The 12,323-nt window shown below is 66.4% G+C and carries 10 protein-coding genes and 2 pseudogenes; 10 read left to right on the top strand and 2 right to left on the bottom strand.

Translation table 11 applies throughout. The features are described from left to right. Position 1 precedes the first annotated feature (1 nt). The 10 genes and pseudogenes from ABIA42_RS09385 (at position 2) to ABIA42_RS09340 (ending at position 9,922) form a co-directional block, all read left to right on the top strand. Positions 2–820, top strand: coding sequence for a xanthine dehydrogenase family protein subunit M (locus ABIA42_RS09385; protein WP_370114050.1), 819 nt, complete (start codon positions 2–4; stop codon positions 818–820). Positions 821–826: 6 nt separating this feature from the next. After that, entirely contained in the window at positions 827–1,303 is a 477-nt protein-coding gene (locus ABIA42_RS09380; protein WP_370114052.1) for a (2Fe-2S)-binding protein, read from the top strand. A gap of 12 nt (positions 1,304–1,315) precedes the next feature. After that, the gene (locus ABIA42_RS09375) at positions 1,316–2,908 is read left to right on the top strand and encodes a xanthine dehydrogenase family protein molybdopterin-binding subunit (RefSeq protein ID WP_370114054.1); all 1,593 of its coding nucleotides are present in this window, start codon (positions 1,316–1,318) and stop codon (positions 2,906–2,908) included. Continuing rightward, the gene (locus ABIA42_RS09370) at positions 2,909–3,931 is read left to right on the top strand and encodes a xanthine dehydrogenase family protein molybdopterin-binding subunit (RefSeq protein WP_370114056.1); all 1,023 of its coding nucleotides are present in this window, start codon (positions 2,909–2,911) and stop codon (positions 3,929–3,931) included. Positions 3,932–3,941: 10 nt separating this feature from the next. Further along, the gene (locus ABIA42_RS09365; RefSeq protein WP_370114058.1) at positions 3,942–4,823 is read left to right on the top strand and encodes an AAA family ATPase; all 882 of its coding nucleotides are present in this window, start codon (positions 3,942–3,944) and stop codon (positions 4,821–4,823) included. Continuing rightward, positions 4,820–5,785, top strand: a pseudogene (locus tag ABIA42_RS09360) (VWA domain-containing protein); the annotation flags it as partial. The gene ABIA42_RS09365 and the pseudogene ABIA42_RS09360, both read left to right, overlap by 4 nt. A 150-nt stretch (positions 5,786–5,935) precedes the next feature. Continuing rightward, positions 5,936–6,820 (top strand): amidohydrolase, encoded by an 885-nt coding sequence (locus ABIA42_RS09355; protein ID WP_271526132.1) that lies wholly within the window; start codon positions 5,936–5,938, stop codon positions 6,818–6,820. 30 nt (positions 6,821–6,850) lie between these two features. Further along, positions 6,851–7,699, top strand: a complete 849-nt coding sequence (locus ABIA42_RS09350) for an MBL fold metallo-hydrolase (RefSeq protein ID WP_061882122.1) — start codon at positions 6,851–6,853, stop codon at positions 7,697–7,699. 18 nt (positions 7,700–7,717) lie between these two features. Beyond that, a complete protein-coding gene (locus ABIA42_RS09345; RefSeq protein ID WP_370114062.1) occupies positions 7,718–9,292 on the top strand; it encodes an isochorismatase family protein in 1,575 nt (524 codons plus the stop codon). Positions 9,293–9,295: 3 nt separating this feature from the next. Further along, a complete protein-coding gene (locus ABIA42_RS09340) occupies positions 9,296–9,922 on the top strand; it encodes an FMN-dependent NADH-azoreductase (protein WP_370114064.1) in 627 nt (208 codons plus the stop codon). Positions 9,923–10,163: 241 nt separating this feature from the next. On the opposite strand, the pseudogene hydA reads toward ABIA42_RS09340, so the two are convergent. Then, positions 10,164–11,623: pseudogene (hydA, locus tag ABIA42_RS09335) on the bottom strand (dihydropyrimidinase). Then, on the bottom strand, positions 11,584–12,315 hold the full coding sequence (locus ABIA42_RS09330) for an aspartate/glutamate racemase family protein (protein WP_370114069.1): 732 nt from the start codon (positions 12,313–12,315) through the stop codon (positions 11,584–11,586). The pseudogene hydA and the gene ABIA42_RS09330 overlap by 40 nt, the downstream one beginning before the upstream one ends. Between the last annotated feature and the right edge of the window lie 8 nt (positions 12,316–12,323).

Raw genomic sequence — 12,323 nt, 5'->3', positions numbered from 1 at the left:
CATGGCTGTAACCGTAAAGACCTTTGCCAGCGCCAGCGAAGCGGCCGGGGCGATATCCTCAGATCGCAGCGCCCGCTATCTCGGCGGCGGTACGCTGGTGATGCGGGCGCTGAACGAGGGCGACGTCTCGATCTCGACGGTCGTTCGCGCCACCGATCAGGGGCTTGCCCGTATCGATGCGTCCGGCCCGCGCATCATGCTGGGGGCCGGCGTCACCTTCGCGCGCATTCTCGCCGAACGCGACCTCGCCTTCCTACACGCGCCCGCCCGTTCGATCGGAGGCCCTGCCGTGCGTAACATGGGCACGGTCGGCGGCAATCTCTTCGCGCCGAACCCCTACGGCGATTTCACCGTCGCGCTGCTGGCGCTCGACGCCACCGTCGCGGTGCAAGGCGGATTCGGCACCCGCGACATCCCGATTGAAGAGTTTTTGGAGGCGCGCGACCGGCAGGTCGGGACACTGGTGCTGTCGGTCTCCTGTACCCGGCCGGGGAGCACGCACGCCTTTCGTTATCGCAAGATCGCTCGCATCAAGCCCAAGGGCGGCTCGGTCATCACCCTTGCCGCGCATCTGCCGATCAGCGGCGGCCGGATCGCCGGCGCCCGGATCGCGCTGGGATCGATGGCCCCGACGCAGATCCGCGCTCGCGCCGCCGAACGCGCGCTCGAGGGCCGTTCGCTGGATGCCGCGACCATCGCGGCTGCCGTATCCGCAGCGAACGAAGGAACATCGCCATCCGACGACGCGCTCGGCAGCGCCTGGTATCGCCGCGAGATCGTCGGCGTGCATCTTCGCCGTTTGCTGTCGGGACAGGAATAGATCGCCATGTCCAAGATACCCCTGCAATTTCGTCACAACGGCCGCGACGTCGCAATCTTCGTCGATGGCGGCACCAATCTCCTGGTGGCGTTGCGCGAATTGATAGGCGACATGACCCCGAAATTCGGCTGCGGCCAGGGCGGCTGCGGCACCTGCAGCGTGCTGATCGACGGCGAACTTCATCTCTCCTGCCTGACGCTCGCCGAGACGGTCTCGGGTCGCTCGATCGAGACTCTCGACGGCATGAAACAGGGCCCGAACCTGCATCCGCTCCAGCGCGCCTTCGCCGACAATTTTGCCGCCCAGTGCGGCTATTGCACACCGGGCATGCTGATGGCCGCAAAGGCGCTGCTTGACCGCAATCCCTCCCCGAGCCGGGCCGACGTGATCGAGGCGATCTCCGGCAACATCTGCCGCTGCACGGGCTACGAGCCGATCATCAACGCCATCCTCGCCGCCGCCGGCGGCCGGGTCAGCGCCTAGAGGGACGCGACCATGCTGGAACTGCGCAAAGACATCTTCGCCGACGAGCGCGACGACAACCTGAATGAAATCGGCAAGGGCACCCAGCGCCAGGACATGCTCGGCCATGTCACGGGCACGTCCAGCTATTTTGGCGACCACAAGCTGCAAGGCATGCTGCATCTGAAGGTCGTTCGTTCGGCCCATGCGCATGCGAGACTGCGTCGCATCGACACCACGGAAGCGGAGCGCTCGGGGGGCGTACGGCGCATCATCCGCGGCGCCGACGTGCCATGCAATCTCAACACGCTGCTCAGCCTCATCAACTTCGGGAGGGACGACGAGCCGTCGCTTGCGGTCGACAAGGTGCGTTACAAGGGCGAGCCGATCCTTGCCGTCGTCGCCGACAGCGAGCGCGAGGCCTTCGAAGCCATCGCCAAGGTCCGGATCGACTACGAGCCGCTGCCGACCGTTTTCGACGTCGAGGACGCGCTCAAGCCGGGCGCGCCGGTGGTCAACGAAACCTATCCGAAGAACGCATTCATCTATCATGACGTCTACGACCACCAGCGCCTGCGCTTTGGCGATGCGGATGCCGCGCTCGCAACCGCCGACCACGTGCTCGAGCAGCGCTACCAGATGTCGCCGATCGAGCATGCGCCGACCGAGACCAACGGCGCTATCGCCGCGCCCGACACCAACGGCCGCTACGTCGTCTACACCTCGACGCAGGCGCTGTTCTTCTCCGTCGACACCTGCGCCAAAATCCTGGACGTGCCCTCCAACACCTTCCACTTCATCGGCGGCACGGTCGGCGGCGGCTTTGGCGGCAAGGTGGATACGCTGACCGAGCCGCTTGCGATCCTCGGCGCGATGCTGACCGGACGTCCCGTCCGCTACGTATTCGGGCGCGAGGAGGAGATGCAATACGGCCCGCCGCGTGGCGCCGAGCGCATCTACATCAAGGACGGCGTCATGCGCGACGGCCGCATCGTCGCACGCAAGATCCGCGCCTATTTCGACAGCGGCGCCTATACGCGGCTCTCCAGCTATGCCGCCGTGAAATGCGCCGCGCACCTGCCGGGCCCCTACACCATCCCGAACGTCTATGGCGACGTCTATTGCGTCTTCACCAACCGGACGCCGGCGACCGCCATGCGCGGCTTCGGCGTCACCGCGATGGACTTCGCCATCGAATGCCAGATGGACAAGCTGGCAAACCTCGTCGGCATGGACCCGATGGAGTTCCGGATTCTCAACGCCTATCGCGACGGCGACATGAAGGCGCACCGGCGCGAGGCCAAGAACACGGCGCTGATCGAGTGCGTGCAGGTTGCGGCCGAGAAGGCCAAATGGCCGATCCGCGACGAGTTCAGGCGCGCATCCTCGCGCAAGGACGGCGGCGGCAGCCGCGCCGTCATCCCGCCGACACCGACGGAGTCCCGGGCGCGGCCGGCCGCGCCTGCGCAGCAGCGCACGAGCTATGATCGCGCGCCGATGACCGCAACGCGGGAGCCGCCGCGCGAGCCACCGCCGCCGGCGCCGCCACCTCCCCCGCCGCGCCCGGCCGCGCCATCGCATGGCGCGACCCGTTTCTCATCCGTGTTCGGCACCAGGAGGCGCTAGATGACCCGGCATCGCGGACGCGGCATGGCGTCGATCAATTATCCCATCGGCATGAATCTCGGCGGCGATCCGAGCCAGGCGCTGGTGCATTCCAACCCCAGCGGCAAGTTCACCGTGGCGCTGTCGTCGATCGACCTCGGCCAGGGCATGAAGTCGGTGACGCGGCAGATCTGCGCGGAGACGCTGGGCGTGCCGGTCGAGGACGTCTATGTCGACACGGCAGACTCCGACACCGGCCCGCACTGCATGGGCTCGTTCGCCTCGCGCGGCACCCATCGCGTCGGCAACGCCGTGATGGCCGCCGCCCGCGAGGCGCGCGGCGTGATGATGGAGGCGGCGGCCGAGGAGCTCGAAGTCAACGCCGCCGATCTCGAGACCGACGGGCGCGGCAACATCCACGTCAAGGGCGCGCCGCATCGTTCGATCTCGACCAAGGACGTCGCCATCGCCGCGCAGTTCAAGCAGGGCAAGACCATCTCCGGCCGCGGCATCTTCCTCGTGCCGCTGTCGGACGTCGATCCTGAGACCGGCGAGATGTCGCCAGCGACCTGCTATGCCCATGCCTGCCTCGTCGCCGAGGTCGAGGTCGATGATGAGACCGGCGAGGTCGCAATGGTCCGGATGGACTCCGCCTACGAGCTCGGCCGCGCACTCAATCCGCGGCTGGTCGAGCAGCAGCTCGTCGGCGGCGCCTGGATGGGCGTCAGCCACGCACTCTACGAGACGCCGGAGCCATACTATCCCGATCCCGTCCACGGGCCCCGCGACTTCGTCGAATATTTGATGCCCGGTCCCGGCGACATCTGCCCCCACGATATCGCCGTGCTCGAGCGTCCCGCCCCTGACGGTCCGTTCGGAGGAAAAGGCCCCGGCGAGATGTGCGCCAACCCGGTGCTGCCGGCGGTAGCGAACGCGATCTTCAACGCCGTCGGCGTGCGCATCGACGACCTGCCGATCACGCCGGAAAAGGTGCTGCGCGCGATCAAGGCGCAAGGCGGCGCGCAGCCGCAGGCCCGGCGCTAGAGGATCGGGCGTGGCGGTTCGCAGCAACATCGTCGGCATCGACAGCCCGGAGGCGCTGGAGAAGGCGCTTCGGGCAGCCTATTACCTCGCCGACGAGGGCCTTGCGACCGCCGCCTATCTCGGCCTCGCCCTCGGCAAGCCGCTGCTGCTGGAAGGCGCGCCCGGCGTCGGCAAGACGGAGGCGGCAAAGGCAATAGCTGCCGTGCTCGGCCGTCGCCTGATCCGCCTGCAATGCTATGAGGGCATCGACGCGTCTGCCGCGCTCTACGAGTGGAACTATCCGCGCCAGATGCTGGCGATCCGTCAGGCCGGCGATGAGAGCATCGACATCTATGGCGAGACGTTCCTGATCGAGCGGCCGATGCTGGCGGCGCTGCGCGCACCCGATTCCACCGTGCTGCTGATCGACGAAATCGACCGCGCCGACCAGGAGTTCGAGGCCTTCCTGCTCGAATTCCTCTCCGATTTCCAGATCTCCATTCCCGAGCGCGGCACGGTCCGCGCCGCCGAGCGGCCGGTCGTCGTGCTCACCTCGAACCGGACCCGCGATCTGCACGAAGCCTTGCGTCGTCGCTGCGTCTATCACTGGATCGACTATCCCAGCGCCGAGCGGGAGGCGCGCATTATCATGATGCGTGCATCCAGCGTCGCCGAAGCCACGGCCCACGCCGTCGTCGCGGCCGTCGAGAAATTGCGGCGCGAACCGCTGAGCAAGGCGCCCGGCATCGCCGAAGCCGTCGACTGGGCGGAGGCCGCGACCCTCCTCAACAAGGGCGGCGCCCGCTGGCCTGATGCCTTCAAACGTTCGATCGGCGTGGCGCTGAAGGACGAAGAGGATCTGCACTTCATCGCGCCCCGGCTCGATGCCATGCTGGCGGAGGCCACCTCATGAGCACCGAGCTGCAGCTCCCGCGCGCTGTTCGCATCTTCGTTTCCTTCGTCGCGCTGCTGCGCGCCAACGGCTTCGCCGTGGCGCCGGAGCAGACGACCGCATTCCTTACCGCGATCGCCTTGCTGGGGCCACGCATGCTCGAGGACATCAAGCAATCTGCGCTCGCCACCCTCGCCCCGCCGCCCGAGCGCCGCGCCACCTTCGATCGGCTGTTCGACCTTCATTTCCGCGGCAGCGAGGCGATCGCGCACGCCGAAGACGGCGAGGACGACGAGACCGTCCGGCTCCAGGAGGAAGGCCGCGGCGAGGAGGAGCCCCTGCTCTCCGACGAGGCCAACGAGTCCGGCCTCACCGCGGCGCGCACCGAGGCGCTGGTCGAGCGCCGGTTCGCGCAGCTCTCCACGACGGACGCGCTCCGGCGCCTGGCTCGCGAGGCGCCGCGTCGCCTGCCGCGACGGCGTGGCCACCGGCGCATGCGGGCGCGCCGCGGCCCGTTCGCCGATCTCCGCCGCACCTTGCGCGACAGCGTCCGCAGCGACGGCGAGATCCTGCGGCTCGGCCACATGAAGCGGCGACAGCGCCCGCGCAAAGTCTTGCTGCTGATCGACGTCTCCGGCTCGATGAAAAGCCGCACCGAAGAGAATATGAAGCTTGCGCATGCGCTGGTGCAGGCCGCGCCCAATGTCGAGGTCTTCACCTTCGGCACGCGGCTGACCCGGGTCACCCGCGCGCTGCGCCTGAAGCGCCGCGAGCAGGCGCTGAACGCCGCGGCACATCTGGTCAGCGACTGGGACGGCGGCACCCGGATCGGCGACGCGTTGCAGGCGTTCCTGGCGGTCCCCCGGTTCGGCGGCTACGCCCGCGGCGCCGCCGTCGTCATCGTATCTGACGGACTCGAGCGCGGCGAGCCCGACGCCCTTCGCGACGCCGTCGCGAAACTGTCGCGGCGGGGCCTGGCGCCTCAGCTGGCTCACGCCCCTCGCGACAGGCCCCGGCTTCCGCCCGCAGACCGAAGCGCTGGTCTCCATCGAACGCTTCGTCGACGATCTCGTGGACGGCGGATCGAGCGCCTCGATCGTCGCCCATGTACTGGCCCTGGGAAGGAGAGCGGCGTGAACGATATTGTCGACGGCCATCATCACATCTGGCGGCAGGTCGATCTGCCCTGGCTGACCGGCCCCATGCAGCCCCGCATCTTCGGCCCCTACGAGCCGATCCGGCGCGATTATCCGATCCGGGAATATCTCGACGACCTCAAGGGCACCGGCGTCACCCGCTCCGTCTACGTCCAGACCAACTGGGCCAATGACCGTTTCGAGGACGAGGCTGCCTGGGTGCAGCAGACGGCTGATGAGCACGGCTGGCCGCACGCCATCGTCGCCTACGCCAACTTCGCAGCCGACGACGTGCGCCCGCAGCTCGACCGCCTCAGACGCTATCCACTGCTGCGCGGGGTGCGCATGCAGCTGCATTGGCACGAGAACCCGCTCTACCGCTTTGCGGCTCGCTCGGATCTTTGCGCCGACCCCATGATCCGCCGCAACGTCGCGCGTCTCGCCGACTACGGCTGGAGCTTCGATCTGCAGGTGTTCACGCCACAGATGCCGGAGGCCGCGGAGCTGGCCGACGCTTGTCCAGAGGTGACCTTCATCCTCCAGCATGCCGGCATGCTGGAGGACCTCTCACCGTCTGGCCGCGGCGCCTGGCGCGCCGGCATGGCGCGACTTGCGGCCTGTCCGAACGTGGTCTCGAAGCTCTCAGGTCTCGGCACCTTCATCCATCGCAACGATCCCGCGCACATCGCCGCCGTGCTCGCCGACACCGTCGCGATCTTCGGCGCGGAGCGCTGCCTGTTCGGCTCCAATTTCCCGATCGAGAAATTGTGGACCAGCTATCGCGAGCTGGTTGGCGCGTTTCGCGCGGCTGCCGCGCCGCTGAGTCCCGCGCAACACGACGCGATCTTCAGCGCGACCGCGACGCGCGTGTATCGGCTTTGAAAGAAAAGAAGCAAGGCAGGAGGGAACCGAATGGCGCTGGAGATCAAGATCCTGGACTACGGCGATATCGAGCTGGAATCGAGCTTCCTGGTGCTCGGCCGCGACTGCGGCCGCACCCGCCGTGTCCTCACCCTCGGCTTCCTGATCCTCGGCGGCAAATATCCGGTCGTGGTCGACACCGGCTATCGCTCCAACCAGATCATGGAGACGCTGGGCATGCGGGGGCTTCAGTACCACGAGAACATGATCGAAAACCAGCTGGCGCGGCACGGCGTGCGCATGGGCGACGTCCGCTTCGTCTGCCACACACATCTGCACATCGACCATGCCGGCAAGGACGACCTGTTCCCGATGAACACGACCGTCGTGCTCAACCGCAAGGAGCTCGAATATTCCGTGTCCGGCCTGATGCATCCGCAATATCCGGCCCCTGACATCAAGCACCTGATCGACCGCCTGCACACCAAGAGCGCGCTGCGCTTCCTGGACCTCGAGATCACCGGCCCGATCGAGCTGATGCCCGGGGTCTATTGCGACGCCGCCAACGCGCACACCGAGGGCTCGATGAACATCATCGTCGAGACCGCCGACGGCATCGCCACCATCTGCGGCGACGTGATCTACGATTTCAACGACCAGATCGTCACCCCTTTCCATGAAATCCACGATTGGGAGCCGCGCACCACCGGCAACCACGGCACCAGCAAGCGCGCGGAAAAGGCGGCGATCAAGAAGCTGCTGAGCAGCTCGCGCTACCTGCTCCCGGTCCACGACCGCCCCGCCAAGATCGAAGGCGGCAATGTCGTGGGACGTCTGCACGATCAGGTCCCGGGCCCGATCGTGCAGTCACTGCCCGAGCGCAACTGGTTCCCGGCTTGAGGTGTCGAGGATCGATCCATGACGCATGTGACGTTGCGAAGCGAGTTCGAGACCCTGATCGACCCCTATGCGCCGGTCGCACAGATCGGCACCGGATTCGACTTTACGGAGGGACCGATCTGGCATCCGGTCGATCACTATCTGCTGTTCTCGGACATGCCGGGCGACGTGCGTCGGCGCTGGGATCCTCGACGGGGCGTCGTCGAGGTCAAGCGCCCCTCGAACAAATGCAACGGCATGACCTACGACGCCGAGCTCAACCTGATCGTCTGCGAGCACGCGACGTCGTCGCTGGTCCGCGAACGCCCGGACGGACGGCGCGAGGTGCTGGCTTCGCATTTCGGCGGCCAGGAGCTCAACAGCCCGAACGACGTCTGCGTCCATTCGTCCGGCGCGATCTATTTCTCCGATCCCTGGTATGGCCGCATGCCCGTCTATGGCGTCGAGCGGCCGCGCCAGCTCGGCTTCCAGGGCGTCTATCGGGTCGTGCCCGGCGGCGAGCCGAAGCTGGTCGTCGATCGCAACCTGTTCGATCAGCCGAATGGATTGTGCTTCTCGCCGGACGAGAAGCTGCTCTATGTCAACGACACCGTGCAAGCCCTGATCCGAGTATTCGATGTCAACAGCGACGGTTCGCTGTCGAATGCACGGGTGTTTGCGAGCGGCATCAAGTCCGAGCTCGAACCCGGTCTGCCCGACGGCATGAAGTGCGATCAGCACGGCAATGTCTGGGTCACCGCACCCGGCGGCGTCTGGGTCTATTCGCCGCGCGGCGAGCTGCTGGGCAAGGTTCGCGCGCCGGAGCCGGTCGCCAACCTCGCCTGGGGCGGGCCGGATTTCCGCACGCTCTATCTGACCGCGACGCATTCGGTCTATGCGATCCCGACAAAGGCTGGTCCGCGGCACGAGCCGTATATGAGCGGCCGGCGCGCCGGTGGCGGAGCAAGCCCGAGCTCATCGCCAGCCGCGCCCATTCTGACCGAGGGCGAAATGCGGCTCGATCCACAGCGCTGCGCCATGATCATCCAGGATCTGCAGAACGACGTGATCATGGATGGCGGCGCTTTCGCCGAGTCCGGCGCACCCGGTCATGCCAAGCAGCAGCGTGTCGTAGAGAATGTGCGCCGTCTTGCGGAGGCCGCACGCGCGCGCGGCGTCGCCATCATCCACGTCTGGTTCGTGGTCGAGCCCGGCGCGCCCGGGGTCACGCTGAATGCCCCGCTTTTTGAAGGCCTCGTCGACAGCAAGGCGATGGTGCGTGGAAGCTGGGGGGCGGCGCCCGTGTCCGGCCTCGAACCGCGGCCCGGCGACTTCGTCGTCGAGAAAATGCGGATGAGCGCCTGGGAAGGCACGCGGCTGGAAACGATCCTGAAAGCCACCGGCCGCGACATGATCATCAACACCGGAGCCTGGACCAACATGTCGGTCGAGCACACCGCGCGGACCGGCGCCGACAAGGGCTATTTCATGATCGTGCCGGAAGATTGCTGCTCGACCATGAACGCAGACTGGCACAATGCCTCGATCAACTTTGCGATGCAGAACGTTGCGGTGGTGACCAGGGCCGACACCGTCATCAGAGCGCTGGGATGAGCTGTGGCAAAGCTCCTGCACCTAGCCTGCTCGCCGCGCGCCGAGTCTGAGTCGACTGCCGGCGCGCGGGTCTTTCTCGACGGCTTCCGCCAGGCCCGGCCGGACTGGGACGTCGATGTCGTGGACATCTGGCGCGAGCGGATGCCGGAATTTGCAGGTCCCATCGTCGAAGCCAAATACGCACGCATGAAGGCGCAAGCCTTCACCGAGGCGCAGCGTCAGGGCTTCGCCGAGGCCGAGCGAATGGCGCTGCGCTTCTCGCTCGCCGACCGGGTGCTGATCTCGACCCCGATGTGGAACTTCGGCCTTCCCTACAAGCTCAAGCAATGGTTCGACATCATCGTCCAACCCGGGCTCACCTTTCGGTTCGACCCGTCGCACGGATATTTCCCGCTGCTGCAGGATCGACCGACACTGGTGATTATCGCCAGCGGCAGCGATTTTGCCACAGGCATGAACCGCGGCCGCACCGATATGGCAACGCCTTACCTGCGGGAAATCCTGCGCTTCATCGGCATCAGCAATGTCCGCTTCGTTCTGATCGGTCCAACCACCGGACCTCAGCAGCCGATCGATGCTGCCCGTGAAAGAGCCCACCAACGCCTCGCTGCAATGGCCGTGACCTTCTAGAGCGTGATGAGATGAGGCTTGATCGCTGCAACGACGGAGGTGCACTCCCTCTCCCGCTCGCGGGAGAGGGCCGGGGAGAGGGTATTTCCGCAATGGGACAATCCCCAAGAGGAGAAAGCCCTCACCCGGCGCTTCGCGCCGACCTCTCCCGCGAGCGGGAGAGGTGAAGGAGCCGCGGCAATCGATTCAACCTAAAGCCATTCCGCTTTAGAGGCCCGCTTTGACGGCGTGTCGAGGCGGATCAGATCAGGCTCGACTTGCCCCGGCTCAGCACATTGCCTGCCCCCTTGGCGCCGACGATCCGACCCTGGTGATAGACCACTTGGCCGCGGGCGATTGTCGTCACCGGCCATCCCGTGACCTCGAAGCCTTCCCATGGCGTGTAGTCCGAGCCGTGGTGCAGATCGGCCTGCCGGATGGGCTTCTTCAATTTGGGATCCCAGAGAACGATGTCGGCATCAAAGCCGACGCCGATCGAGCCCTTGCGCGGATAGAGGCCGTAGATCCGGGCGTGGTTGGTCGCGGTCAGCTCGACGAACTTTTGCAGGGTGATGCGTCCCTTCGAGACGCCCTCGGAGAACAGGATCGGCAGCCGGGTCTCGACGCCGGGGATGCCGTTCGGTACCCAGCGGAACGAGGTGCGCGCATTCGGGGTCAGCTTGCCTTTGGGATCGTCGTAGCGGAACGGGCAGTGATCGGACGAGAAGGTCTGGAACACGCCAGTCGTGATGCCCTCCCAGATCGCGTGCTGGCTCTCGACATCGCGCGGCGGCGGCGAGCAGACATATTTCGCACCTGATATGTCCATGTTCAGGCCCTTCATGTCGTCGGCCGTCAACGTGATGTATTGCGGGCAGGTCTCGGCATGCACCGGCAATCCTCGCTGCTGGGCCCAGCGCACCTGCTCCATCGCCTCTTGGCCCGAGACGTGCACGATCATGATGGGAACGCCGATCACCTCGGCATGGCTGATGGCACGATGCGTCGCCTCGCGCTCGACGGCCTGGGGCCGCGAGGTGCCGTGATAATAGGGCGCGATATGGCCTTCGCGCTCCAGCTTGCTGGTGAGGAAGCGGATGGCGTCGTAGCCCTCGCAATGGACCATGACCAGCGCCTCCTCGCGGCGCGCCACTTCGAACACTTCGAGCAGCTGCTTGTCGCTGAGCACGAGGTCGTCATAGGTCATGAACACCTTGAACGAGGTGTAGCCGTCCTTGACGAGAGCCGGCAGCTCCTGGCCGAGCACGACCGCAGTCGGATCGGAAATGATGAGATGGACGCCGTGTCGATATAGCACTCGCCTTCGGCAAGCTTGCGGTAGTTCTCGACGCAGGTCCGCAGGGAGGTGCCCTTCTCCTGGAGCGCGAAGGGCAGCACCATGGTGTTGCCGCCGGCAGCAGCCGCGCGCGTCGCCGAGGCAAAGTCGTCGGCCATCACCACATCGGGGCCCGAGGGCTGGGAGATGTGGACGTGGCTGTCGATCCCGCCCGGCAGCGCGAGCAATCCCGTCGCATCGATCTCGCGTGCCGCGCCCTCGATGCTGTCTGCAATGCTGACGATACGGCCGTCACGAATGCCGATATCGGCGCGAAACTCGTCGCTGGCCGTCACGATGGTGCCGCCGCGAATGGCGAGATCGAGCTGCGTCACTGAGGCCTCCGTCACTTGATGGCTGGCATTGTCTGGAAGATCCGGCCCCATTGCGCAAGGGCGCCGATGTCGCCGCCGGCGAGGCCGAGGGATCGCCAAAGCGTCACCGCGACCGAGTCGAGCACGGCGATGTCCAGCTCCCGCTCCAGCGTGGCCGCCAGCGCGGCGCCGTCGAGATTGGTGCAGAGGATGACGATCGCGTCGGCCCCCTCCGCCGCCACGGCCCGGATCATCTTGGCGATCGTCGCAGGTGTGACCTCGCCAAAGGAAAAATTGTCGCGCAAACCGAGATGCCGCTCGGCATGCGGCGCGACTCCCTCCCCGGCCCAGACGTCCACGATGCGTTGCTGCACGTCATCGATGTAGGGCGAGACCAGTCCGACACGTCTGGCGCCGAGCGCGCGAGCGGCGTCAATGCAGGCAAGCGTGGACGTTGTCGCCGGGATACCCGTGCGCGCCGCGATCGCTTCGCACAGGCTTCTGTCGCGGCCGATCCCGAGCCAGCTCGCGGAGGTGCCGTTCCAGGCGATGGCGTCAACCTTGGCATCCGCCAGCAAATCCGCTGCCGGAAGCATCACGGATGCGTCGAACTGGTTCAGCGCGTCGGCGTCGAGCGCAATCTCCGTGACGCGGAAGCGCGAGAAATGCGCAGTGACGCCGGGAGCGCCGGCCAGCATGGCGCTGGTGACGGGCTCGAGCACCGAGTTGGAGGACGGCGTGATCATGCCGAGACGCTTGCGCATGTCGAACC

Source organism: Bradyrhizobium sp. USDA 327, assembly GCF_041262065.1.
In the GTDB taxonomy this organism is placed as follows: domain Bacteria; phylum Pseudomonadota; class Alphaproteobacteria; order Rhizobiales; family Xanthobacteraceae; genus Bradyrhizobium; species Bradyrhizobium liaoningense.
This window is presented reverse-complemented; position numbering and strand designations above follow the sequence as displayed.

Excerpts from the sequence above, each read along its gene's own strand:
- ABIA42_RS09385 (WP_370114050.1), top strand. The coding sequence starts at position 2 with ATGGCTGTAACCGTAAAGACCTTTGCCAGCGCCAGCGAAGCGGCCGGG.
- ABIA42_RS09380 (WP_370114052.1), top strand. The coding sequence starts at position 827 with ATGTCCAAGATACCCCTGCAATTTCGTCACAACGGCCGCGACGTCGCA.
- ABIA42_RS09375 (WP_370114054.1), top strand. The coding sequence starts at position 1,316 with ATGCTGGAACTGCGCAAAGACATCTTCGCCGACGAGCGCGACGACAAC.
- ABIA42_RS09370 (WP_370114056.1), top strand. The coding sequence starts at position 2,909 with ATGACCCGGCATCGCGGACGCGGCATGGCGTCGATCAATTATCCCATC.
- ABIA42_RS09350 (WP_061882122.1), top strand. The coding sequence starts at position 6,851 with ATGGCGCTGGAGATCAAGATCCTGGACTACGGCGATATCGAGCTGGAA.
- ABIA42_RS09345 (WP_370114062.1), top strand. The coding sequence starts at position 7,718 with ATGACGCATGTGACGTTGCGAAGCGAGTTCGAGACCCTGATCGACCCC.
- ABIA42_RS09330 (WP_370114069.1), bottom strand. The coding sequence starts at position 12,315 with ATGCGCAAGCGTCTCGGCATGATCACGCCGTCCTCCAACTCGGTGCTC.